This window comes from Alkalicoccus halolimnae (assembly GCF_008014775.2).
Taxonomy (GTDB): domain Bacteria; phylum Bacillota; class Bacilli; order Bacillales; family Salisediminibacteriaceae; genus Alkalicoccus; species Alkalicoccus halolimnae.
In genome coordinates, this window is the sequence record NZ_CP144914.1 from 2658176 (window position 1) to 2680622 (window position 22447).

The following is a 22447-nucleotide window of genomic DNA, read 5'->3' on the forward strand; positions in this document are numbered from 1 at the left end:
GAGTTTCCTCATGCCTACAAACGTTTCCTGGCTCGTATACAATGGCGGGCTCTATACCGAAAAATTTAAAGACTACGAGCGGCTGATCACCGAAGCGGCTTCTCGAAGAGGCCTGGACATGCATCCTGTCGCAAACGACGAACTGCTCGTCCAGCTGTCTGAAACGGGAGCGGTCGACACGGAAAGCCGGCTTCCGGAACCGGACTTTATTCATTTTGCGGATAAAGATATTTTTCTTGCTGAGGCCCTTGAAGCAGCGGGCATGCGCCTGTTTAACTGTTCTAAAACGATCGCGCTCTGCGATGACAAGCGGAGTATGCACCGGGCATTTGCGGCAAAAGGCATTCGTCAGCCGAAAACATACATGGCGCCGATGGCCTACAGCGGCGTCGGACGGGAAGACCTTCATTACGTGGAACGTGTCCAGGCGCTGCTGGGCTTTCCACTGATTATTAAAGAAGCTTTCGGTTCCTTCGGAGAGCAGGTATACTGGATTGAATCACGGGAGAAGCTCTTCGAAACCGCTGCGGGGCTGCAGGGCACACCGCATCTCTATCAGGAAGTGATTACCGACAGTATCGGTAAAGATGTGCGTATCAATGTGATTGGCGGCAAAGCAGTCGCTGCGATGAAGCGGACGTCAGCCGCTGATTTCCGGGCAAACGTCACGGCCGGAGGCGCCGCGGAACCTTACAGAGCGTCAGCCGCTCAATTAAACACGGCACTTCAGGCGGCACGCGCCGTCGGGGCGGACTTTGCGGGGGTGGATTTATTTTTGAATGACGGAGAGCCGATCGTCTGCGAAGTGAATTCCAATCCACACGTTCGCAGTATTATTGAGTGCACCGGCATACACGTGGAAGACGATATGATCGAGCACATGATGCAGAAAGGAAGTCGTTTATGATAACAGGATGGGTCATTTATAAAGAAGAGGATAAAAAGCGGAATGAAACATTTATTTCGTGGATGCAGGAGGCTGCCTCGCGGAGAGGAATGATCCTCGAAGTTGTTACGTATGAATCGCTTGCGGTCACGCTTTCCGGCAGAGAAGCGATGTTTCCCGGAAGGCCGAAGCCGGATTTTCTCGTCGTGCGCACCTGCACTCCGTGGCTCAATGAAGCAGCTGAAATGAGAGGCATCCGTGTGTTCAATTGTTCGAAAGTCAGCCGTATCGCCAATGATAAACGGCTGAGCCACGCATATATGAACTGTCTCGGTATTCCAATGCTTCCAAGTACAGCTGCTCACCGAAAATCTCTGCACTATATGAGTCCTTCCTATCCGTTTATTCTGAAAGACCCTTTCGGCCGCGGCGGCACCGGGGTGGAATGGATTGCCCGGCCGCAGCAGCTGAACCGGACGCTGAAAGACGAACTGCTTATGCAGCCGGTCGGTGGTCAGCGAGGACGGGACGTACGGGTCTACGTCGTCGGTGGAAAAATTGCCGGAAGTATCCTGCGGGAATCACAAACCGATTTTAAAGCGAACATTTCAGGAGGAGCGAACGCCGTATTTTACGAGCTTTCTGACGCTGATAAAGCTGTTGTGCATACGATTACCGCTTCCTTGAAACTTGATTTTGCAGGCCTTGATTTTCTGCTCGACGAAGAGGACGGTCTCCTCTTTAACGAAATGGAAGATGCGGTCGGATGCCGCAGCCTGTACATGAACAGCTCGGTCGATATCGCGGATGTATTTATGGAGCACGTTTTCAGCGAGCTAGTATAGCTTCTGCTTCAGCGCGTAGATCACGGCCTGCGTGCGATCGTGCACCTCGAGCTTCATCAGAATGCTGCTAACGTGAACTTTCACCGTTTTGACAGCAATAAACAGCTCATCCGCAATTTCCTGATTCGATTTCCCCTCAGCCATGAGGCGCAGTACCTCCCGTTCACGGTTCGTCAGCGACTCGTGCACCGGTGCTTCCTTCGGCTTGCGCATCCGGCTCATAACTTTCGTCGCTACAGCCGGTTCAAGAACGGACTGCCCCGCATATGTATCACGGATCGCCTTCGCAATATCAGCTGCGCGCGACGTTTTCAGCATATAGCTGAAAGCTCCTGCTTCAAGTGCCGGATACACTTTTTCATCGTCCAGAAAGCTGGTCATTATGAGCACTTTCGCTTCCGGCGTTTCTTCCATAATCCGCCGCGTCGCTTCGATACCGTCCACCGGCTCCATAACAAGATCCATCAGAATCACATCCGGCTTATGTTCGCGGACAAGCTGTACCGCCTCTTCCCCATCGGCCGCTTCGGCGACGACGTCAATATCCGCCTGCGCTTTTAAATACGCAGACACTCCGATCCGCACCATTTCATGATCATCCGCAAATACTACCCGGATCATTGTTTTTCCCCCTCCTTCCAAATCGGGATCTGTACTTCAATACGCGTGCCTTCTCCCGGTATGCTGACTACTTTCAGCCTGCCTCCTACTTCTTCGGCGCGTTCCTTCATCGTCGACATTCCATAGGAACCGTGCGCCTCCTCCTGCACGCGGAATCCTTTCCCGTCGTCCACGACCTGCATAATGACTTTCCCGTCCCTCTCCATCAGCGTCACACTCACTTCTCCGGCACTGGCATGACGCAGGCTGTTCGAAACTGCTTCCTGAAGAATCCGGAAAAGATGGTCTTCCACGCCTTTATCCAATGCGACTTCTTCCAGCCTGCTTTCGACATTTACCGGTACTTTCTGCTTTAATTCGCCGAGCAGCTCTTCCATTCCTGCTTTGAGTGATTTATCTTTCAGCGCAGCCGGACGCAGATGCAGGAGAAGCGCCCGCATTTCCAGCTGCGACTGATTTATCATTCGTTCCACAAGCTGAAACTGATCCTTAACTGCTCCGGAATATTCTTCGGACTCATTAATGGCCGCTGCCAGCATGGAAGCTGCAAACAGCTGCTGGCTGACCGAATCATGCAGTTCCCGGGCAAGCCTCGTTCTTTCCTGAACAATTACTTCCTGCAGGCTTTTTTCTCTGTCGGCCGCTTTTTCGGCAGCGGCCTGCCGCGTACGCTGCGTCTGCCGGGCCAGCTTTTCCTGCAGTTCAGCGATTTTCCGAAACACTTCCTGCTTATGGACGGCCGTTTCCGATCCCTCTGTACCGAGAAGGGCTTTGTCGAGCCGGGTCTGCAGCTGTTTGTTGTATTCTTTCCAGTGGGCGTGCACAGCGAGCCCTGAAAACAGCACAAAAAGAACGGCTGTCCCGCCTGCAAAAAGTAGATAGGGAATGCCGAAAACAGCGGTGCTCCAAAGAATTCCTATAGACTCGGGTGGAAAAAGCATCACGGTCACCGTACCAATGACGAGACATACGAGGAGAGTCAGAACGCTGATCGTGAAAACGAGTCTTGCCGCAATCGTCATACCCGCTTCACCTCCAGATCCCCGGAAAGAAGCGAAGTAACGATTTTCACCCTGCTTTTTGCCTCGTCGTAGCCTTCGGTCTGAAAAGAGACCGATTCATTCAGCAGCTTCTCTTCTGTCTCCTCAAACAGGTTCAGCTTCCCGTAAAACGCGCTGTGCGAAACCTGGACTTCAAGATCGTAAGGTACGAGAATCGTCACCGGACCGAGCAGATGGCGGATCGATACGACTGCTGTGTCACGGATCACCGTGTTGCTTAAATCAATCGTTTTACTGCCGACACCCGTTTGAATATTAATGTCGCGCCACTGGTACGGTTCTTCTGCCGTCGCCTGGGTCCCTGCAAAACGCTGCTGGAAGAGCGGCTCTGTCTGAAGTAACGCTGCGGGCCTGGGGGCGGCTGCCGTCTGCGGCTCCATGCTTTCAGGCGTATTTTTCCCGCGTCTGTATTCCAATACTAATAGCACGAGCACAGCGATAATGAAGAATTGGACAGCAAACAAACTCAGCAGCTGGATGATCAGCCCGATAATGCCTATCCAGCAGAGCAGTTTTCCAAACGACGTTTCATACTGCTTCCAGCCGATGTAGGCGAGGAACACGAGAATGGCGACGCCGGTAATCATACCGGCGCCGTGGGTGAGCAGTTCGATGACGAGAAAGAGGAGAGCAAGTACAAATACTGTATTGAGTCGTTTTGTTGGTATACTTCTCAGCACTGGCGCCCTCCCCTTCCGTCTGTTTATTTATTTCCAGTTTATCATTTATTCAGAAAGTCAGCTGGATTATCTTTCGGGGTATGCCTCTTTTCAAGCAGCATCAGCTGACGCTCCATGTCATTCATCTTACTTTCATCTGCTTCTTCCGGAACCGCTTTTTCTTCAGACGGCTTCGCCTTCATTACGCTCATTTCCCTGCGCAGCTGGGCCGCGTCTTCTTTTCGTCTGGCTTCCAGCTGGTCCAGCTCCATATCACGGAGCTGATGCTTCAATTCCTGAAATGCTTCTTCAAGCTCCCGCTGCTGCTCCTCTGCCTCATTTATGACAGAGGCGAGCCTGTCTCTGCGGAGTTCGTAGGCTGCGATTTCTTTTTCTGCATAGGCAGCAAGTACGTCCTCGTTCTCTTCCCTTGCCAGGTGCAGCTGACGTCGCTTCGCGGCAATCGTGACATCCACTTCATCCCGCTCTTTTTCGTATGCAGCGAGCAGCTGTTTTTGTGCCTGCAGTTTCTTTTCCAGCTTTTCCGTTTTTGTGTGTTTGGCGCTGAAGTTATCGGCAGCTGCTTTTTGCAGCGAACGATCTCCCGCAAGTTTTTCCCAGTCCTGTTTCATGATTTCCTTCATTCTTTCCCAGACGTTATTCATGTCAGTTTCGCTCCTTTCGGGTTTTCACTCTTGTAGCTTCGGTATAGAACATAGAGGAAGTACAGTGCCAGCACTCCGATAATTGCCGTGACATTTGCCAGCGTCAAACTAAGTACAATGACTCCTATAACCGCCCATATCACTTTTGCCGCCGTGGATTCTGCTTTTACAAACTGTTTGTAGGAAACATACAGCAGCCAGGCTCCCACAGCGAACAGGATCATCGGACCGAGGTTGCTTAATACGAGAATGACCGCCACTATAATCCCGAGAAACAATAAAAATTTCATGTTCTTTCCTCCTTCGTTTTTCTATACCTTTATATTACGTCCGATCCTCGTTTTGCGTAACGAGCCGGCGCCGTATTTTCTTCTAGGACCGGAGGCGTAACCGGCCTGAACTTTCCGGCACAAAAAAGCTGCCTTCAGTATTTTCTGAAGGCAGCTGTCATTGGCTGCTTTTAATCCTGATTCGGCATGAACTCGTCTTTCACTTCTTCGGGTTCTTCTCCAAACAAGTGGGAAGTCTGCTCATATGCTTTCTTTTTCGTTTCTTCGCTCACGTGGGTGAATACCTGGCGCAGCGCATAAATAATGAGTGCCAGATCATCCATAAAACCGACGACCGGTATGAAATCCGGTATAATATCGACCGGCAGAATTAAATAACCAAGTGCCCCGGCGATCGTCAGCTTCGCTTTTCTCGGTACCCCGTCGTCCTGCATGGCGTAAAATAAAACCAGGCTGTAATAAACAAGTTTTCCGCCCATTTTCTTTCCTGCCGCTTTCAGTTTGGTCCAGAATTTATTTTCACTGTACTCATCGGTAGATTTTTCAATTAATGCCGGATGATTCATATTTTCCACTTTTTTCTCGTACTCGTCTTTTTTCATGAGGGCCTCCTTTAATAGTTTCTTTATACCGGAAATACTCCGCACTTTTAGAGCACACCGGCTTTTTTAATCAAATTTCAATCAGGATTGTTTATATTAGAATTATACCAGATATTAGGATTTTACAGAAATGATAGAAAAGCGTAACTTCAGTTTGAAAAGAAAAGAGTTATTTCCATAAAGATGCTTTCCCGGCACCCCTGAATTGAGTACAGCAAAAGACCTTCGTGACAGCGGGGCGTCATGAAGGTCTTCCAGCATATGGATGCTTAAACTGTGCTCCAGACGCACGCTGTACGAAAATCGGTTTCCCGAATCAGCGGAACACGGCCGCCGCACCGGTATCAACCGGCATACGCTCTTTTGGAAGCACGACAAGCGGCACGCTTTTTTTGAAAGCCAGTTCCGTTAAGTCTCCGAGAATATCACTTCCACCGTGATTTTCTTCGCTGCCTCCTATTACTTCTCCTGTTGACGTGTCTACGTTTCCCGGAACGACTCGGTCATCTTCAATTAAAATGTGGGCAAGCCTGTTTTCCACAGCTGCAGCAGCAATCTCTTCCAGATGCGGAGAACCGCTTCCGTTTGCTCTCGCATTTTCGAACGTTTCCACCAGTTTCTTCGTTTTTTCCAGATATAGCGGCTCAATGATCTCCCAGACCCGCTTCGTCATTTCATGAGCATCCATGGAATCATAAGCACTTTTTACCCCTTCATCCATCAGGTAGGGGTTGCTGCTGATTTTCCGGAAATGGCCGTGGTGCTCTTTCACCGCTGCCAGTATGAGCGGCAGCTGCGTTTTTTTCGAATGATTCTCGGTAACGTAGCGGTCGACAAAGCGGAAAAACTTCTCCGTATCTTTATCGATCTCGTCTTTCTTTCCGCCCTGCCCAAAATAAGAGCCTCCGCTTCCTCCACTGCCCCCGAAAGAACCTTTATCAATGTGGGATTCCGTCGGCTGATCTCCAATAACATCCTTTTTTGTTCGTGCTACGTCTGCCGGGAGGGCTACTTCCTTGAACCCGTAGCGGTTTCCTTCGAAAAGGCTGAACGTGTGCATGTTGAGTCCGAGCAGCTGATAGTAATCCGCCGACTGAAACACGCGGATCAGGGGACTGATGTGCGGACGATCTCCGGCAACAGCAGTTTCTTTAACCGGCCGGGACAGTTTATAAATAACGCAGCTTTTTTCTGTAGCAAACAGCGCAAGTCCTTCGTCGACCGTCCGCCAGAAAGGACGGTCCTGTTCGAGCTCGTACACAGGCTCAAGCAGCTTCTCTGTGTTTACGTCCGGAAACTTATCCTCCAGCGCCTGCTCTGCTTCTTTAAGAAGTTTGCGGAAAACAAGGGCATTCTGCTGCTTTTCGGGGCCCGCCTTATGAGTAGGCTGGTAAAGCGAGACAAATGGGGCCGTCTTTTCATAAATGATGTGATGTGGGAATCGTTCAGCAATTTCGTACATACTACATCCGCCTCCATTCATAATGAACACTTGAACTGGCTGCACGGCTGAAAAAACTGCTCATTTTTCCAAAGTTCGTAGTAAAGAACTTAATTACTTCGATTATACAATATCTGGCTCCATGAAAGGGATGAAATTTTTGCTGTTTTTTAAATTATTTTTTATATTGTTCTTTATCGAGATTTAACCCGAAAAAAGCCTGTTAGACAAATCCCCGTCTAACAGGCTTTTTAACACTTTGTCCTTCTACCCGCGTGCTTTCCAGGCTGTCTTCATGTACCTTCTGAGACAGCCTCTTCCCTTATTCATCGGGTTTTGTGCCAGTTGCTTCTTTCTTTCTCTTTCTTTTCCTGAAAAGCTGCAAACAGGCGGTCTGTAACCAAACGGCTTTCCGAAAGCAGATGGTGGTCCACCTGCCTGATCGAAAGCAGCTCCATCGTAGTGGAGGTAAGAAAAGCTTCATCCGCTTCATGCAGTTCTTCTGTCGTAAAGCGTGTTTCTTCGAGCGGAATACCTGCTTCCCGTGCCGTATCAATCACGACGCGCCGCGTGATCCCGTGAAGAATGCCTTTCGTTGCCGGATGCGTTTTGACAATGCCGTCTTTCACAATAAACACGTTGCTGCTGGAGCCTTCTTTGACGACATTGTTGTCTACAAACAGCGCTTCCTGAGCCCCCGCTTCCACCGCCTCCTGCTTGGCCATAACGTTTGGAAGCAGGTTGAGTGATTTGACGTAGCACAGTTTCCAGCGAACATCATCGCGTGTAATCACATCCACGCCGCTCATCCGTTTATCCTCTGGTACAATACGCGCGTCTTTAATAATAATCGACAGCGCAGAAGCCGCAGGTTCGGGGAAATGATGCTGGCGAATATGGATGCCGCGGGTTATCTGAATATATATTTCCGCTTCCAGAATATCGGAACGCCGCAGGGCTTCAAGCGCGAGCCTTTCAATTTCCTGCGCCGGATAGGGAAGCTCCATGCGGATGAGCCCCGCACTTTCCTCCATGCGCTCCATATGCTCTCTCATAGTGAAAGGAACCCCATTGTAGACACGGATCACTTCGTAAATGCCATCGCCGAACTGATGGCCTCGTTCCTGAATTGGGATAACCGGTTCGTCGACTTCAATGAACCGGTCCTGATAAAATGCAATCTCAGGCATGATGATGCCTCCTTAATTCTTCAGTTCTTCGAGGCGTGCGAGAACTTTGTCCCGCTGCTCGCTGTAATCCTGCTCTTTAGCACGTTCCTCGTCGACGACTTTCTGAGGTGCTTTAGCGACAAACCCTTCATTGGAAAGCTTTTTCTGTACACGCGTCACTTCTCCGTCCAGGCGCTTCACTTCGGTCTGCAGGCGCTTCACTTCAGCATCAAGGTCGAGCAGACCGGCAAGCGGCATGTAAAGTTCCACACCGGATAGTACAGAGCTCATTGATTTTTCCGGAGCGTTAAAGTCGGTACCGACCGTCAGCTCAGACGGGTTACAGAATTTCTCGATGTACGCTTTGCCGCGCTCAAGACGTCCGAGGACGTTTTCAGTGTTGGCTTTCACGTACAGCGTTATTTCTTTCGACATCGGTACGTTCAGCTCGGAGCGGGTGTTTCGTACCGAGCGGATGATTTCCTGCAGCAGCTGCATGTCCTTTACAGCCTCGGCGTTAGAATACGGATTCTCTGCCGGCCACGAAGCCGTCGTGATCGAATCACCTTCGTGCGGAAGGTGCTGCCACACTTCTTCTGTAATAAACGGCATAAATGGATGCAGCAGACGCATCGTCTGATCGAGTACATATGCGAGCACCGAGCGCGTCGTATGCTTGGCATCTTCATCTTCGCTGTTTAACGGAAGCTTCGCCATTTCAATATACCAGTCGCAGAAGTCGTCCCAGATAAAGTTGTACAGGGCACGTCCTACTTCCCCGAACTCGTAAAGATCAATATACTTCGTTACGTGGGTAATCGTTTCATTCAGTCGGGTCAAAATCCATTCGTCCGCAATTGATTTCGGTCCGCTGAGGTCGATCTCCTCATATTTCAGGCCGTCCATATTCATCAGTGCAAAGCGGGAAGCGTTCCAGATTTTATTGCCGAAATTCCAGTTCGCTTCAACTTTTTCCCAGTAGAAACGAAGGTCCTGACCCGGAGAACTGCCGGTGCTAAGGAAGAAACGAAGCGCATCTGCGCCGTAGCGGTCGATGACATCCATCGGGTCCACTCCGTTACCGAGCGACTTGCTCATTTTCCGTCCTTCGGAATCGCGCACAAGCCCGTGGATAAGCACGTCTTTAAACGGACGCTCTTCCGTAAAGTGCTGGCCCTGGAAAATCATGCGCGCTACCCAGAAGTAAATGATGTCGTACCCTGTGACCAGGGCATCTGTCGGATAATAGCGCTTGAAGTCTTCGGCATTCTCATCCGGCCAGCCCATCGTTGAAAACGGCCATAATGCCGAAGAAAACCACGTGTCAAGAACGTCTTCATCCTGTTCCCAGTTCTCGCTGTCCGCCGGGGCATTTCTTCCGACGTAGGTCTCGCCCGTTTCTTTATGGTGCCACGCCGGTATGCGGTGTCCCCACCAGAGCTGGCGGGAAATACACCAGTCGCGGATATTTTCGATCCAGTGCAGGTACGTTTTTTCAAAACGGTCCGGGACAAAGTTCACTTTTTCTTCCTTCTTCTGCAGTTCAATCGCCTGTTCCGCGAGAGGGCCCATCTTAACGAACCACTGCGTGGAAAGGTACGGCTCTACGACGGCACCGCTCCGCTCGGAATGGCCGACGCTGTGCTCGTGGTCTTCGATATCGAAGAGAATGTCCTGCTCCTGAAGATCTTTAACAATCTGCTTCCGGCATTCAAACCGGTCCTGGCCTTCGTATTTGGCGGCGTTTTCGTTCATCGTCCCGCCTTCATCCATGACGAGGACACGTTCAAGGTTGTGGCGGTTGCCGATTTCAAAGTCATTCGGATCGTGGGCCGGAGTAATTTTCACCGCGCCGGAACCAAATTCCATATCCACGTAGTCGTCGGCCACAATCGGAATTTCCCGGCCGATAATCGGAAGCGTGACTGTCTGGCCGATCAGGTGCTGATAGCGCTCGTCTTTAGGGTGAACGGCGACTGCCGTATCTCCAAGCATCGTTTCCGGACGCGTCGTAGCCACTTCAATGTGCCCGGATCCGTCCGCGAGCGGATAGCGCATATGGTAAAAAGCGCCTTTGACGTCCTGATAAATAACTTCAATATCGGAAAGCGCCGTTTTCGTTGACGGATCCCAATTGATAATGTATTCCCCGCGGTAAATCAGTCCCTCTTCATAAAGGCGGACGAATACTTCGTTAACTGCTTCGGAAAGGCCGCTGTCGAGAGTGAACCGCTCACGCGAGTAGTCGAGAGAAAGTCCCATTTTCGCCCACTGCTCGCGGATAAACGAAGCGTACTCCTCTTTCCAGTCCCAGCTTTTTTCAAGAAACTTTTCGCGGCCGAGGTCATAGCGGGAGACGCCTTCTTCCTTCAGCTTCCCTTCCACTTTCGCCTGCGTAGCGATACCGGCATGATCCATTCCCGGAAGCCAGAGCGCGTCGTAGCCCTGCATCCGCTTCGTGCGGATAAGAATGTCCTGAAGCGTCGTATCCCAGGCGTGTCCGAGATGAAGCTTTCCTGTGACGTTCGGCGGTGGAATGACGACCGTATACGGCTCTTTCTCCTTATCCCCCGCTGCTTCAAAAAATCTGCCTTCCACCCAGTACGAATACCATTTGGCTTCCGTTGCCTGCGGATCGTACTTCGGCGGCATCGATAAATCCTGCTGCTGTTCTGCCATGCGTATCTTCCTCCCATTGATTTTTTACACACAAAAAGCCCCCCTGCCTCAAAGGACGAAGAGGGCTGTAATCCTCGCGGTACCACCTTTGTTTACTGTCCATTCTCCTCCGGCTTTAAACGCTTCCGGCACGATGTCCAGTACACTCCCGGCCGTAACGTGGCTGAACCGTCCGCGGCTACTCTGCTTCACAGCGGCTGCTCCGGAGCGACTTTCCCGTTTTCCATCACAGACGGCCTCCCAGCGGCAGTTTATGCCGGCCGTCCTCTCTGAGAAATTTTCGACGGTACTCTTCTCCATCTCTGCATGTCTTCTATTCACATTTTACAACGGCGGCTGTCAAGAATCAATACTATGAATCGATGAGCCCCGCCTGGACCCCTTTTTGCTTATAAAGCGAAAGGAAATGCTTATGGGACGGGCGCAGTTCCTGTGGCAGGGCCGTGAGCGGAAACCAGCGCAGCTCGAGTGTTTCCTCGTCGCTTTCGGAAAGATCTCCGCCCGGGTTCATACACGTATAAAGCGTCGTTACGGCATAATAAGGATCTCCATTCGGAGCCTCCACATAGTAATCTTCTCCGGAAAAGACGCCGAACACGTGCAGTTCTTCGTCCGGAAGCTTAAGTCCGGTTTCTTCTTCCACTTCCCGCCGGGCGGTTTCCCGGAAACTTTCTCCGACTTCCATCAGACCGCCGGGAAGTCCCCAATGGCCGTCGTCGCGTTTTTGAAGCAGAATATCATCCGCTTCTGTATGTACAATGACCGAAGCTCCCGGCAGAAGCAGCGTTTTACTGCCGACCTGGTCCCGCAGTTCTTTAAAATAACTCATTACATCCACCTCCTCAGGCTAGTGTAGCGGATTCCTCTGTAATTAGCGACCATTTTCCAGACCGCACCTGCTGAAAAAGTTCCATTTAACACCGTATATTAAGAATACAAACAGAAAATGCTGCCCTTGTTACTAAAACAAAAACCGTACATAAAGGCTTCTTTATACTTAAAAATTTCAGCTATCTGCACAGCAGTAGGGGGCTGCCGCTTCCGCCTGACGATGGACGCTTTCCGGAGGGAACGACCTCAGCTAATTTCTTCCTTTCAATGATCGGAAGAAATGGATCTTCGGTTCGTCCTCAAATCCTCCCGGAGTCGCCATCTTCGGCTTCCGCAGCAGCTCTAAAGCTGACAGCTTTTCTTATTATATAAATTGAACTTAATATTTATATAGATAGAAGGTATGACGACGAAAGCGGTCTTCCCTATCGAAAGAAAGAATGGTGTTATCTTTTTGAACGGCAGAGCGTTTTTGGCGGAAGAACTGAAAAGAAGGACAGGCCGATGCAGAGCCCATGGGGCGGCTCCGGGGCGAAATTAGGTCGAGTCGAAGATCCATTCCGCCAGACCATAGGGAGGAAGGGGTTAGCTGAGGCCGGTCCTGCGCCCCTTGGAAACGAAATCGGCTGGTTACAGAAACGGAACCTAATTATTAAGTTCAACATCTATAACTGTATTAGTTTTCAGTATTGTTATTAAAGAGCGTCTCTGCCCGGGAGCTGGCTTTACTGAATGGAAAGTCTATTAATGAAAGACAGACCTTCTCTTTATATCATTCACAAAAACGAAGCGGAAGCCGGCCCGTTGAGAAGGAGGTCGGAAGATCCCACAGGAAGCAAGTCCGAGGTAGTTAAGAACTCCCCCACAACAGAGCTGAAGCGAAGTTATCTATAATAACCACAGCGAACGTTATCAGAAACACTTTTGCTGAATAGTTTCACCATTATAGACGTAAATAACCTTCAATATTTTATTTTCTAAGTAGACTTCCTAAAAGTCTGCCGCCTAAAGAAACCTCTGACCTGTCCCCTTCTTTCTGAAGCGAACGGCGGTGACTCCTGCGGGATTTAAGCAAAGTCTGAAGATCCTTTATGGAGAAGCCGCGCTTCTCCGTAAAGAGCTGAGGACGAGCCCCGCGGAAAGCTTCCGCCGGTGAGCGCAGGAAAGAAAAGAACCGGTGTATATACAGAATAACCGGTAATTGTACAAAGAAGAAGACTTTGTCTACAAACCAAAAGCCGCCCGGAAAGGCGGCTTTCTTTTCTTTATTTACTTTCGTAAGCCATGATGGAAAAAGCTTTCTCTGCAGCTTCGAGTGTTTTGTCGATATCTGCTTCCGTATGCTTCGTGGATAGAAACAGCCCTTCAAACTGGGATGGAGGAACGGATACACCGTTTTCCAGCATCAGATTAAAATAGCGGCTGAACATGTCAAGATCCGACGTTTTTGCCGTTTCAAAATCCCGTACCACTTCATTTGTAAAGAAGAAACCGACCATCGATCCGGCACGCGTCGTCCAGTGAGGAATGCCGTGCTTTTCTGCCGCAGCAGCGAGTCCTTTTTCCAATCTTCTGCCGATTTTCTCAAAGTACTCGTAGCTCTCCGGCGTCAGCTGGCTGATCGTCTCATAGCCGGCTGTCATTGCGAGCGGGTTGCCGGAAAGCGTGCCCGCCTGATAAATGTTCCCTTCCGGAGCAATCCGTTCCATAATGTCGCGTCTTCCTCCGAAAGCACCTGCCGGCAGTCCACCGCCGATGACTTTACCGAGGCAGGTAAGGTCCGGAGTTACCCCGAGCTCTCCCTGAGCACAGTTATAACCGACGCGGAAGCCGGTCATTACTTCATCAAAAATAAGCAGGGAACCGTATTGTTCTGTCACTTCGCGGATGCCTTCCAGATAACCTGGATCAGGACGGACAACGCCCATATTGCCGGTAACAGGTTCAATAATGACACCGGCAATATCGTCCCCGAATTTTTCAAAGGCAAGCTTCAGGCTTTCCAGATCGTTGTATGGAACGGTCAGCGTGTTGGAAGCAATGGAATCGGGTACTCCCGGACTGTCCGGTAGTCCGAGTGTTGCTACACCGGAACCTGCTTTAATCAGAAGGGAGTCCGTGTGACCGTGATAACAACCTTCAAACTTCAGAATTTTGCTGCGTCCTGTGTAGCCCCGTGCAAGGCGGAGTGCACTCATCGTTGCTTCTGTGCCGGAGCTTGTCATACGCACGACTTCCACAGAGGGAACGCGGTCAATGATCAGCTCGGCCAGCTTTGTTTCCGTTACGTGGGGTGCGCCGAAGCTCGTGCCTTTTTCCGCTGTTTCTTTAATTGCATCAATGACCTGCTTGTCGGCATGTCCGTGAATGAGCGGTCCCCAGGAAAGGATGTAGTCAATATACTCATTGCCATCGAGATCCCATAGCCTGGAGCCTTCTCCTTTATCAAAATAAACCGGGTCGCGCCCAACAGAATTAAATGCCCGCACCGGACTGTTCACACCGCCCGGCATAAGCGGTTTTGCTTGTGCAAATGCTTCAGAAGATCGGTTCCAGTTCATATAAACACCTCGTTAATGAATTATTTGTTCAGCCAGTCGGCAACATCTTTCGCAAAGTACGTGAGAATCAAGTCAGCTCCGGCCCGCTTCATGCTTACCATTTTCTCCATTACGACTGCCTCTTCATCGATCCAGCCGTTCTGGGCAGCTGCTTTAACCATCGAATATTCCCCGCTGACGTTATAGGCTACAATCGGCAGTTCTTCGCGTTCTCTTACGTCACGAATAATATCGAGGTAGGAAAGGGCCGGCTTGACGATAAGGAAATCGGCGCCTTCTTCCACATCGGAGCGTGCTTCGCGAAAAGCTTCGCGGCGGTTCGCAGGATCCATTTGATACGTTTTGCGGTCTCCGGACTGCGGAGAGGAATGCGCCGCATCACGAAACGGCCCGTAAAAAGCAGATGAGTACTTGACCGAATAGCTCATAACGGGTACGTGCTTGAAGCCCGCTTCATCAAGTCCCTGACGGATCGCTGTCGTAAAACCATCCATCATATTGGAAGGGGCGATAATGTCCGCTCCCGCTTCCGCCTGGGAAACGGCTGTTTTGACGAGCAGGTCAAGCGACTCATCGTTAAGAATCTGCCCGTCCTGAACGACGCCGCAGTGCCCGTGATCGGTAAACTGACAGAGACACGTATCGGCAATAACCGTCAGTTCCGGATGATTTGCTTTAATCTGCCGGGTGGCGCGCTGCACAATGCCTTCTGTATCGTAGGCACTTGTGCCGACAGCGTCTTTATGGGCCGGAACACCGAAAAGAATAATCGCCTGAATACCTTTCTCCACCGCTTCTGCAGCTTCTGCATCGACGCGGTCAAGCGACCACTGGTACACCCCGGGCATGGAATTGACCGGATTTTTAATATCGTTTCCGTCCATGACGAAAATAGGATAAATTAAATCTTTCGTATGCACGTGCGTTTCGCGTACTAAATCCCGCATTCCTTTTGAATTACGAAGGCGGCGGTGACGGTCAAAAGAATAATTCATCGTTTCACCTTCCTGTTTTTAATGGTATCGATCAAAGCTTCTATCGTGTACGTCTGCGGAACCAGGACCTCCCGGGAAGTTTTTTTGCCGAGAGCCTCCGCGGTGACGCTGCCGATGCAGCCGTACGAAACATTCTCCGGTACATCTTCAGCTTTCACAAAAGTAAAAAAAGCGTCGACAGCCGTAGGACTCATGAAGATAACGATATCGACGTCCTGGAGTGCCTCGGGAAGTTTTATGCCAGCCGCATCATTAGGCAGCGTATCGTACAGCACCACATCTTTCACGGTCCTGCCTTCTGCGAGAAGCTGCTCTTTCAGGAAGGGACGGGACTTTTTGCTGCGCGGATAAATGATCCTGTCTCCCGGTTCTGTTTCTGCGAGCAGCTTGTCTGCAAGAGCTTCGGCGCGAAATTCCTGCGGTATCAACGATACGCTGTAACCTTGATTTTCGGCATAGGCTGCCGTTTTGGAGCCTACACAGGCAATTTTCGCCTTCATCAGGCCTGCAGCAGCTGCCTCCTTCCAGAAACGGACGCTGTTCACGCTCGTAAAAACGAGCCAGTCCGTTTCCTTCAATTCAGGAATATCAGCCGGAAGCGCTGCCAGCCGGATAAGCGGCAGATCAATACAGTTCCACCCTTCCGCTTCCAAGGCGGTACGGAGCGGAGCCAGCTGATGTTCTGCTCTTGTATTTAGAAGCGTCAGCGGTCGCTGTTCCATCGTATCCCTCTATTCGCCGAGTTCCGCTTTCACTTTGTCCAGCACTTCCTTGGCACCTTCATCAAGCATTTTCTGAGCAGCCTGTTTACCGATCGCAACCGGATCATGGCCGGTAATGGATTCTTTAAATACCTGCTTCCCATCCGGAGAAGCAACGAGCGCAGTTAAAGCGACCTGGTTGTCTTCCATCAGTGTCGCATAGCCGCCGATCGGCACCTGGCAGCCGCCTTCCACGGTGTGCAGGAAGGAACGTTCCGCCGAAACAGTTCGTGCCGTCAGCGGATCATCAATTTTTTTCAATAAGTCGAGCAGTTCCTGGTCATCTTCGCGGCACTCAATGCCGAGTGCCCCCTGCCCTACTGCAGGTATACACGTTTCCGGAGGAAGAAATTCCGAAACGATTGATGGATCCCAGCCGACACGCTTCAAGCCTGCCGCTGCAAGAATAATCGCGTCGTATCCTTCTTCGCGGCACTTGCGGAGACGGGTTTCGATATTTCCCCGGATCCATTCAATTTTCAGGTCCGGACGCTGAATCAGCACCTGTGCACCGCGGCGGAGGCTGCTCGTTCCGACAACAGCGCCTTCAGGGAGGTCCATCAGCTTTACGCCGCTGTTGGAAATAAAGGCATCCCGCGGATCTTCGCGTTCCGGTACGGCTCCTACAGTAAGACCTTCTGCCATATGCGACGGCAGGTCTTTCATACTGTGTACCGCCATATCAATTTCTCCGTCGTACATCGCTTTTTCTATTTCCTTTACAAAAAGCCCTTTGCCACCGACTTTGGAAAGGGTTACGTCTAATATTTGATCGCCTTTCGTGACGATTTCTTTGATTTCGAATTCATATGGGACGCCAAGTTCCTTGAACTTTTCGATAACCCATCTTGTCTGGGTCATAGCCAGGTTGCTGCGGCGGGACCCGATGATAATTTTACGCATATGATGAAGTTCCTCCTTCTGAATAATTGAAGCTTTGCCTATAAGCAGGAAACTTTTTCAGCACGTCCCCTGCCATGGCTATTGTAACATTTTCCTTTCACCTGCGTGCATTTACCAGATATGAAAACTGGAGAAAACGCTGGAGAGAAAGTAATTGATAAGAAGCAGCAGAAAAGCCGCCGTATTAAATAAGGCAAGGTTATATCCACGCATGCCTGCGACACGGTACTGGACGAGAAACGCCCCGTATACGATCAGTACGAGAAACGAACTGAGAATTTTCATGTCGAACCAGGGAATGGCGCCTACGGATACAGATGCCCAGATCACCCCGAGAATCAGCCCCGTAAACAGCAGAGGCAGACCGATCAGAGCGCCGTAATAGGCACTCCGCTCCAAATTGGAAAGGTTGCCGAATTTCTCCAGCCAGGTGCCCCATATTTTCCTTTTTAAAAGTTTATGCTGAACAACATAAAGCAGGGAAAAAGCGAAAGATACGGTAAATGCCCCGTAGGAAAGCATCAGCAGGCTCACGTGCACGACTAAAAACTCCGTAATAAGAACGTCAGCAAGCTGCTGCGAAACGTCTCCGGCAGGCGAAATCAGGCTTATGGAAAGCAGCGTAAACCCGATTGCGTTAACAAGCAGCATAAAGACGTTCATTTTAAGCATGCGATTTAATACGAGCGAAACAGTGACGAGTATCCAGGCGTAGACGAACATCCCTTCAAAAGCTGTCATCAATGGCAGTCTGTCCAGCGTTAAAAAACGCCGGATAAATAGAAAGAGCTGGAGTATCCAGACGACAGAAAGCAACCAGAAGGCCACTCGATTGACCTTCTGGTTGTTCTGCATGAAATCAATAAAGTAGCCGAGAACGCTGATCGAATAAAATACCAGGATCAAAGCGTAAAGCATATTCATCGGAGAAGCGTCCGTACCAGCTCTTCCTGCCTGGATGCAAGCTGAGTTCTGCGCCGTTCAATACTCCATTCCCGTTCTGCTTTATTGATTCTTATATCGTGTGTAAGAGGAGATTCCCCTTCCGGAATGTATTCATCCAGTCCGAACACTTTTGTCATGTAAGTAAGAAGTTCTTCTGGATCTTCCTCTTCCGGCACTTCTTTAAGCGCCGTAATCGGATCTCGCAGCATCTGGTTCACAATGCTTTTCATATGCTTGCGGATCACTTTTTTCTCCCGGTCGGTCAAGCTTGAAAGTTTTCGTTCCAGGCTTTCCATCGTCTGTTCCTGCACTGTCGAAGCCTTGGAACGGAGAGCAGTGATAACAGGCACAACGCCGAGGGTATCAAGCCAGTGACTGAAGGTGACGAGCTCTTCTTCAATCATCAGTTCAATCTTCTCTGCTTCCTGTCTGCGTTCTTCCAGATTGGCATTTACGATTCCCTGAAGATCGTCGATGTCGTACAGATAGACGTTATCGATCTCCGCAAGATCCGGATCAAGGTCACGCGGCACGGCAATATCCACAAGGAAAAGCGGCCGTCCTCTGCGTTTTTTGACTAGATCCATCACTTCCTGTTTATGCAGAACGTAATCTTTTGAACCAGTCGAACTGATGAGAATATCCGTTGTTTCCAGAGAATCATTCAGGCTGCTGATGCTTTTTGAATCACCTAAAAATTTAGCAGCAAGTTCATCGGCTTTTTCTTTTGTCCGGTTCATAACCGTAATATCGGAAACGCCGTTGGACGACAGGTGCTTCGCTGTTAGTTCGCTCATTTTCCCGGCACCCATGACAAGTACTTTTTTGTCGGCAAATCCACCGAAAATCTTTTTCCCGAGCTCCACTGCTGCGTAGCTGACCGATACGGCATTTTCACCGATCGCCGTTTCGGAATGAGCACGCTTGGCAAGCGTAACCGTCTGCTTAAACAGATGATTAAAAATCGTACCTGTTGTTTGTTTATCCCGCGCAAGGTCGAAGCTCTGGCGGACCTGACCAAGTATCTGCGTTTCGCCGAGAACCATGGAATCCAGACCGCACGTAACCCGGAAAAGATGCTCAATCGCGTGCTCATCTTCCCGTACCTGCAGGTAGTGGCTGAATTCTTCCTTGGGTATCTCAAACCATTCCTGTAAAAAAAGTTTCGTATAATAACGTCCGGTATGAAGCTGGTCCGCTACCACATAAAGTTCGGTCCGGTTGCAGGTAGAAACAATGACGCATTCAAGAATGCTTTTAGACTGGCGCAGCTTCAACAGTGCCTGCTCCATATCTTCCTGAAACGTAAATTTCTCTCGTATTTCAACCGGAGTTGATTTATAATTCAAACTGGTTACTAATACATGCATACCGTGGGTACACCCCCCTGAATAAAAGCCATTATTTATTTTACACGATACAGGAACACCTGACAATGTCACATGTTCCTGCATCAATTCTCTAAAATTCTTTCTACATTATAACACTTTTAATCTGGAAACGTCACACTTTACGGTTTTCTTTTTTATGAATGATTTGTGACGCTTTCTTACGACATTTTCCCTGAATGGAAAGGAGCTCGTTATTATGAAAACGAACCACACTGTGTCCGGTATGATTTTACTCTTTTTAGGTATTTATTTTCTGCTGCAGCAGTTCAATATTTCAATTCCATTTGCAGAAGTGCTTTTTCGCTGGCCGTCCATTCTGTTTGGTCTCGGACTTGTGTTTATGTGGCAGGGTTTCTCAAATAAAGATGACAGCAGCATGTTTTCCGGATCGGTACTGACCGGACTTGGTATCCTCTTTCATGGAAGTACTACGTTTGAAGTATGGAGTTTAACATGGCCCTATTTCACACTCGTCATCGGTCTTGCTTTCTTGATGAAATATAATGTCCGCAAAAAGGACGGGCTTTCCACCGGAATTATCCTGCTTCTGATTACGGCAGTCGGCGTATTTGCTTCACAGGTGCTGCCTCTGTTTCAGGACACTGTAGGCAGTTTCACTTCGTTCTGGCCGCTTGCTTTTGTCGCTGTCGGTATCTATTATCTGTTTTTCCGGAAATCCCGTTAATGAAAAAGGCGTTTGGAGAGAGCACGGTACTCTTTCCAAACGCCTCTTTTTTCAGCCTTTTTCAAGGCTTTGTTAAAGGCGTATGCTCTTGGGTGAAGTTGGTAAAAAGTAAATGTTTATTTCAAACTATGAGAATGATTTCCACACCAGACGGACGCTTTCCGTGGGGCTGGTCTTCAACTAATTCTGCCTCCGCCAGGCTCCGTCAGAGTGGATTTTCAGACGGCACTGATCCCACAGGAGTCGCCGCCTTTTGTATCAATCATCTGCTTTTTTTAAGAAATCTATTGTCATGAAGATTAAAAACGTTTAAAAACTCCAAGAGAAATTTTTATGAAATATATAAATTGAACTTAATATTTATAAAGACAGAATGTATGACCTCGAAAGCGGTCTTCTCTATCGAAAGAAAGAAGGGTGTTATAATTTTTAACGACCATACCTGCAGGAAGAACAAAGATGGAGAACAGGCCGCTGCAGGGCACATGGTGCGACTCCAGGGCGAATCAGGACGAGCCCCACCCCGCCCGACCGCAGGGAGGAAGGGATTAGCTGAGGCCCGCCCGGAAAGCGTCCCCATGGAAACGAAAGCGGCTGGTTACAGAAGCGGAGACTAATTATTAAGTTCAACATATAAAGATTTTATTTTCATATATTTGGAATGAAGAGGTCGGAATTCCCATTATAAAAAGTAGATTTTTCTACTAATTGAATCAATTTCATAAGTGCTTTTTTTCAGAGAACCAGACGAATATACATTCGATACTCTAAACTAACGTTCATATTTAAACATGAGCGCAGCGAAAGACGGTGACTCCCAAAGGATCAAACGCCGTCTGAAGATGCAATTTTGTGAAGGTTTTTCCGCAAATTTCAGCTGAAGACATGCCCTTGGGAAAGCGTCCGTCAGCAGCGCAGGTCATTTACCTTATTCGGTTGTTAGTGGATTAACTTCTATTATGAAATTCAATCAATATACAAAATAAAGTAAAAACCTGTGGAAGAAAGAAGTGGGAAGCTCTTACAGGGCATATATCCGAAGAAGCTTCAGGGTCCTCTAAGGCAGGGCATTTGAAGCAACATCTCCTCAAAATAAAAAGGAAGATCCTGCCCTGTTTAATATCAGGTAAGAATTTTCGATAAAAACGCTTTGGTCGGCTCTTCCTGAGGATTGTCAAAAAGCTCCTTGGATACACCCTTTTCGACGATTCTGCCCTCGTGGATCAGCATCGTATAGTCCGAAGCTTCCTTCGCAAAATTCATCTCGTGCGTGACGATAATCATCGTCATTCCTTCTGCTGCGAGCTGTTTCATCGTTTCCAGCACTTCTCCGACAAGTTCCGGATCGAGCGCGGAAGTCGGTTCATCAAAGAGCATTACTTCAGGCTTCATCGCAAGTGCCCGGGCAATGGCTACACGCTGCTTCTGGCCGCCGGAAAGGCTGGCCGGATACGTGTCTGACTTCTCCTGCATGCCTACTTTTTTCAGCAGACGAAATGCTTCTGCTTCGGCTTCTTTTTTGGATAATCCCATCACGTACACAGGAGCTTCCGTCACGTTTTCAAGTACGGTTTTATGCGGAAACAGGTGAAAATGCTGAAAAACCATGCCGACACGCTGACGCAGCCGGTTTATGCTGTGCGTCGTCGGTTCGATTGTTTCTCCTCCAAACTGAATCGTCCCGCTGTCTTTTTCCTCGAGAAAATTCAGACAGCGGAGCAGCGTGCTTTTTCCGGACCCGCTCGATCCAATCAGACAGACGACATCCCCCTCTTCCACGGTGAGGTTGACTCCGTGAAGCACCGGGGTGCCGTCAAACGACTTATACAAATTTTCTACGCGGATTTTCTCCATCGTACCTGGTCCTTTCTAGCCGAAAAGGGCGTTATTGATCGCGTTCCAGGCTTTATCTTTCCCCTGGGCCGTTTCGGATGAAAATATAATTAGCTGATCTTCCTCCTGAAAGTGCATTTCCTGCTTGATCCAGGAAGTGTGCTGGGACCATTTTCCTTTGGATACTTTATCTGCTTTTGTAGCGATAACAATGACCGGACGTTCATGATGCTTGAGCCAGTCGAACATCATGACGTCCTCTTTGGAAGGTTTATGGCGCAGATCCACAATCTGCACGACCGCCTTCAACTGCTCCCGGTTTTGAAAGTACGTCTCCATGACGCGCCCCCAGGCTTCCCGTTCACTTTTGGATACTTTGGCATAGCCGTATCCCGGTACGTCAACGAAGTGAAACCGGTCGTTAATCCAGTAATAGTTAAGGGTGCGCGTTTTTCCGGGCCGCTGGGAGATTCTCGCCAGCCCTTTGCGTCCCAGAAGCGTATTGATAAACGAAGACTTCCCGACATTGGACCGGCCGGAAAGAGCAATTTCCGGAAACGGCCCCTTCGGAAACTGTTCTTCTTTTGCTGCGCTTATCGTTAGTTCTGCGCTTGAAATTTTCAT

At 49.5% G+C, this 22447-nt stretch carries 22 protein-coding genes; 3 read left to right on the forward strand and 19 right to left on the reverse strand.

The features are described 5' to 3' along the window. Window positions 1–10 precede the first annotated feature (10 nt). Entirely contained in the window at window positions 11–907 is an 897-nt protein-coding gene (locus tag FTX54_RS12315) for an ATP-grasp domain-containing protein (protein WP_147803495.1), read from the forward strand. Beyond that, window positions 904–1731 carry an ATP-grasp domain-containing protein gene (locus FTX54_RS12320; RefSeq protein ID WP_147803494.1) on the forward strand — a complete coding sequence of 276 codons (828 nt, stop codon included), beginning with the start codon at window positions 904–906 and terminating at the stop codon, window positions 1729–1731. Before FTX54_RS12315 ends, FTX54_RS12320 begins: the two co-directional genes overlap by 4 nt. Here the strand turns inward: FTX54_RS12320 and FTX54_RS12325 are convergent. From FTX54_RS12325 to hemA, 17 genes are all read right to left on the reverse strand, one after another. Further along, complete coding sequence (locus tag FTX54_RS12325) at window positions 1723–2352, reverse strand: response regulator transcription factor (protein WP_147803493.1); 630 nt, start codon at window positions 2350–2352, stop codon at window positions 1723–1725. The genes FTX54_RS12320 and FTX54_RS12325 overlap by 9 nt on opposite strands. Beyond that, window positions 2349–3374: a sensor histidine kinase gene (locus FTX54_RS12330; RefSeq protein ID WP_147803492.1), complete on the reverse strand. Its 1026-nt coding sequence runs from the start codon at window positions 3372–3374 to the stop codon at window positions 2349–2351. The genes FTX54_RS12325 and FTX54_RS12330 overlap by 4 nt, the downstream gene beginning before the upstream one ends. Then, a complete protein-coding gene (liaF, locus tag FTX54_RS12335; RefSeq protein ID WP_147803491.1) occupies window positions 3371–4093 on the reverse strand; it encodes a cell wall-active antibiotics response protein LiaF in 723 nt (240 codons plus the stop codon). The genes FTX54_RS12330 and liaF overlap by 4 nt, the downstream gene beginning before the upstream one ends. A gap of 41 nt (window positions 4094–4134) precedes the next feature. Then, a complete protein-coding gene (locus FTX54_RS12340; protein ID WP_147803490.1) occupies window positions 4135–4737 on the reverse strand; it encodes a hypothetical protein in 603 nt (200 codons plus the stop codon). Further along, complete coding sequence (locus FTX54_RS12345) at window positions 4734–5027, reverse strand: flagellar basal body rod protein (protein WP_147803489.1); 294 nt, start codon at window positions 5025–5027, stop codon at window positions 4734–4736. Before FTX54_RS12345 ends, FTX54_RS12340 begins: the two co-directional genes overlap by 4 nt. 170 nt (window positions 5028–5197) lie before the next feature. Next, window positions 5198–5629, reverse strand: coding sequence for a YkvA family protein (locus FTX54_RS12350; RefSeq protein WP_147803488.1), 432 nt, complete (start codon window positions 5627–5629; stop codon window positions 5198–5200). Window positions 5630–5945: 316 nt separating this feature from the next. After that, the gene (locus tag FTX54_RS12355; RefSeq protein ID WP_147803487.1) at window positions 5946–7091 is read right to left on the reverse strand and encodes a hypothetical protein; all 1146 of its coding nucleotides are present in this window, start codon (window positions 7089–7091) and stop codon (window positions 5946–5948) included. Window positions 7092–7396: 305 nt separating this feature from the next. Beyond that, window positions 7397–8260, reverse strand: a complete 864-nt coding sequence (locus FTX54_RS12360) for an aminotransferase class IV (RefSeq protein ID WP_147803486.1) — start codon at window positions 8258–8260, stop codon at window positions 7397–7399. A gap of 12 nt (window positions 8261–8272) precedes the next feature. Next, entirely contained in the window at window positions 8273–10918 is a 2646-nt protein-coding gene (locus tag FTX54_RS12365; RefSeq protein ID WP_147803485.1) for a valine--tRNA ligase, read from the reverse strand. Window positions 10919–10966: 48 nt separating this feature from the next. Continuing rightward, a complete protein-coding gene (locus FTX54_RS12370) occupies window positions 10967–11110 on the reverse strand; it encodes a hypothetical protein (protein WP_187254510.1) in 144 nt (47 codons plus the stop codon). Window positions 11111–11270: 160 nt separating this feature from the next. Further along, window positions 11271–11747: an NUDIX hydrolase gene (locus FTX54_RS12375; RefSeq protein ID WP_147803483.1), complete on the reverse strand. Its 477-nt coding sequence runs from the start codon at window positions 11745–11747 to the stop codon at window positions 11271–11273. 1267 nt (window positions 11748–13014) lie between these two features. Further along, entirely contained in the window at window positions 13015–14310 is a 1296-nt protein-coding gene (hemL, locus tag FTX54_RS12380; RefSeq protein ID WP_147803482.1) for a glutamate-1-semialdehyde 2,1-aminomutase, read from the reverse strand. A 20-nt stretch (window positions 14311–14330) separates the two neighbouring features. Beyond that, the gene (hemB, locus tag FTX54_RS12385; protein WP_147803481.1) at window positions 14331–15305 is read right to left on the reverse strand and encodes a porphobilinogen synthase; all 975 of its coding nucleotides are present in this window, start codon (window positions 15303–15305) and stop codon (window positions 14331–14333) included. Next, the gene (locus FTX54_RS12390) at window positions 15302–16027 is read right to left on the reverse strand and encodes a uroporphyrinogen-III synthase (protein WP_147803480.1); all 726 of its coding nucleotides are present in this window, start codon (window positions 16025–16027) and stop codon (window positions 15302–15304) included. The genes hemB and FTX54_RS12390 overlap by 4 nt, the downstream gene beginning before the upstream one ends. Before the next feature lie 9 nt (window positions 16028–16036). Beyond that, window positions 16037–16969 carry a hydroxymethylbilane synthase gene (gene hemC / locus FTX54_RS12395; RefSeq protein WP_147803479.1) on the reverse strand — a complete coding sequence of 311 codons (933 nt, stop codon included), beginning with the start codon at window positions 16967–16969 and terminating at the stop codon, window positions 16037–16039. Window positions 16970–17080: 111 nt separating this feature from the next. Further along, window positions 17081–17893 carry a cytochrome C assembly family protein gene (locus tag FTX54_RS12400; RefSeq protein WP_147803478.1) on the reverse strand — a complete coding sequence of 271 codons (813 nt, stop codon included), beginning with the start codon at window positions 17891–17893 and terminating at the stop codon, window positions 17081–17083. Next, on the reverse strand, window positions 17890–19284 hold the full coding sequence (gene hemA / locus FTX54_RS12405; RefSeq protein WP_147803477.1) for a glutamyl-tRNA reductase: 1395 nt from the start codon (window positions 19282–19284) through the stop codon (window positions 17890–17892). The genes FTX54_RS12400 and hemA overlap by 4 nt, the downstream gene beginning before the upstream one ends. A gap of 217 nt (window positions 19285–19501) precedes the next feature. Between hemA and FTX54_RS12410 the strand changes: the two genes are divergently transcribed. Continuing rightward, complete coding sequence (locus FTX54_RS12410; RefSeq protein WP_147803476.1) at window positions 19502–19990, forward strand: LiaI-LiaF-like domain-containing protein; 489 nt, start codon at window positions 19502–19504, stop codon at window positions 19988–19990. 1122 nt (window positions 19991–21112) lie between these two features. On the opposite strand, the gene FTX54_RS12415 is transcribed toward FTX54_RS12410, so the two are convergent. Continuing rightward, window positions 21113–21844 (reverse strand): amino acid ABC transporter ATP-binding protein, encoded by a 732-nt coding sequence (locus tag FTX54_RS12415; protein ID WP_147803475.1) that lies wholly within the window; start codon window positions 21842–21844, stop codon window positions 21113–21115. A 15-nt stretch (window positions 21845–21859) separates the two neighbouring features. After that, on the reverse strand, window positions 21860–22447 hold the full coding sequence (gene yihA, locus FTX54_RS12420; protein ID WP_147803474.1) for a ribosome biogenesis GTP-binding protein YihA/YsxC: 588 nt from the start codon (window positions 22445–22447) through the stop codon (window positions 21860–21862).

Coding starts and splice junctions, on each gene's coding strand:
- FTX54_RS12315 (WP_147803495.1), top strand. CDS start 11: ATGCCTACAAACGTTTCCTGGCTCGTATACAATGGCGGGCTCTATACC.
- FTX54_RS12320 (WP_147803494.1), top strand. CDS start 904: ATGATAACAGGATGGGTCATTTATAAAGAAGAGGATAAAAAGCGGAAT.
- FTX54_RS12325 (WP_147803493.1), bottom strand. CDS start 2,352: ATGATCCGGGTAGTATTTGCGGATGATCATGAAATGGTGCGGATCGGA.
- FTX54_RS12330 (WP_147803492.1), bottom strand. CDS start 3,374: ATGACGATTGCGGCAAGACTCGTTTTCACGATCAGCGTTCTGACTCTC.
- FTX54_RS12340 (WP_147803490.1), bottom strand. CDS start 4,737: ATGAATAACGTCTGGGAAAGAATGAAGGAAATCATGAAACAGGACTGG.
- FTX54_RS12345 (WP_147803489.1), bottom strand. CDS start 5,027: ATGAAATTTTTATTGTTTCTCGGGATTATAGTGGCGGTCATTCTCGTA.
- FTX54_RS12350 (WP_147803488.1), bottom strand. CDS start 5,629: ATGAAAAAAGACGAGTACGAGAAAAAAGTGGAAAATATGAATCATCCG.
- FTX54_RS12355 (WP_147803487.1), bottom strand. CDS start 7,091: ATGTACGAAATTGCTGAACGATTCCCACATCACATCATTTATGAAAAG.
- FTX54_RS12360 (WP_147803486.1), bottom strand. CDS start 8,260: ATGCCTGAGATTGCATTTTATCAGGACCGGTTCATTGAAGTCGACGAA.
- FTX54_RS12365 (WP_147803485.1), bottom strand. CDS start 10,918: ATGGCAGAACAGCAGCAGGATTTATCGATGCCGCCGAAGTACGATCCG.
- FTX54_RS12375 (WP_147803483.1), bottom strand. CDS start 11,747: ATGAGTTATTTTAAAGAACTGCGGGACCAGGTCGGCAGTAAAACGCTG.
- hemL (WP_147803482.1), bottom strand. CDS start 14,310: ATGAACTGGAACCGATCTTCTGAAGCATTTGCACAAGCAAAACCGCTT.
- hemB (WP_147803481.1), bottom strand. CDS start 15,305: ATGAATTATTCTTTTGACCGTCACCGCCGCCTTCGTAATTCAAAAGGA.
- FTX54_RS12390 (WP_147803480.1), bottom strand. CDS start 16,027: ATGGAACAGCGACCGCTGACGCTTCTAAATACAAGAGCAGAACATCAG.
- hemC (WP_147803479.1), bottom strand. CDS start 16,969: ATGCGTAAAATTATCATCGGGTCCCGCCGCAGCAACCTGGCTATGACC.
- FTX54_RS12400 (WP_147803478.1), bottom strand. CDS start 17,893: ATGAATATGCTTTACGCTTTGATCCTGGTATTTTATTCGATCAGCGTT.
- hemA (WP_147803477.1), bottom strand. CDS start 19,284: ATGCATGTATTAGTAACCAGTTTGAATTATAAATCAACTCCGGTTGAA.
- FTX54_RS12410 (WP_147803476.1), top strand. CDS start 19,502: ATGAAAACGAACCACACTGTGTCCGGTATGATTTTACTCTTTTTAGGT.
- FTX54_RS12415 (WP_147803475.1), bottom strand. CDS start 21,844: ATGGAGAAAATCCGCGTAGAAAATTTGTATAAGTCGTTTGACGGCACC.
- yihA (WP_147803474.1), bottom strand. CDS start 22,447: ATGAAAATTTCAAGCGCAGAACTAACGATAAGCGCAGCAAAAGAAGAA.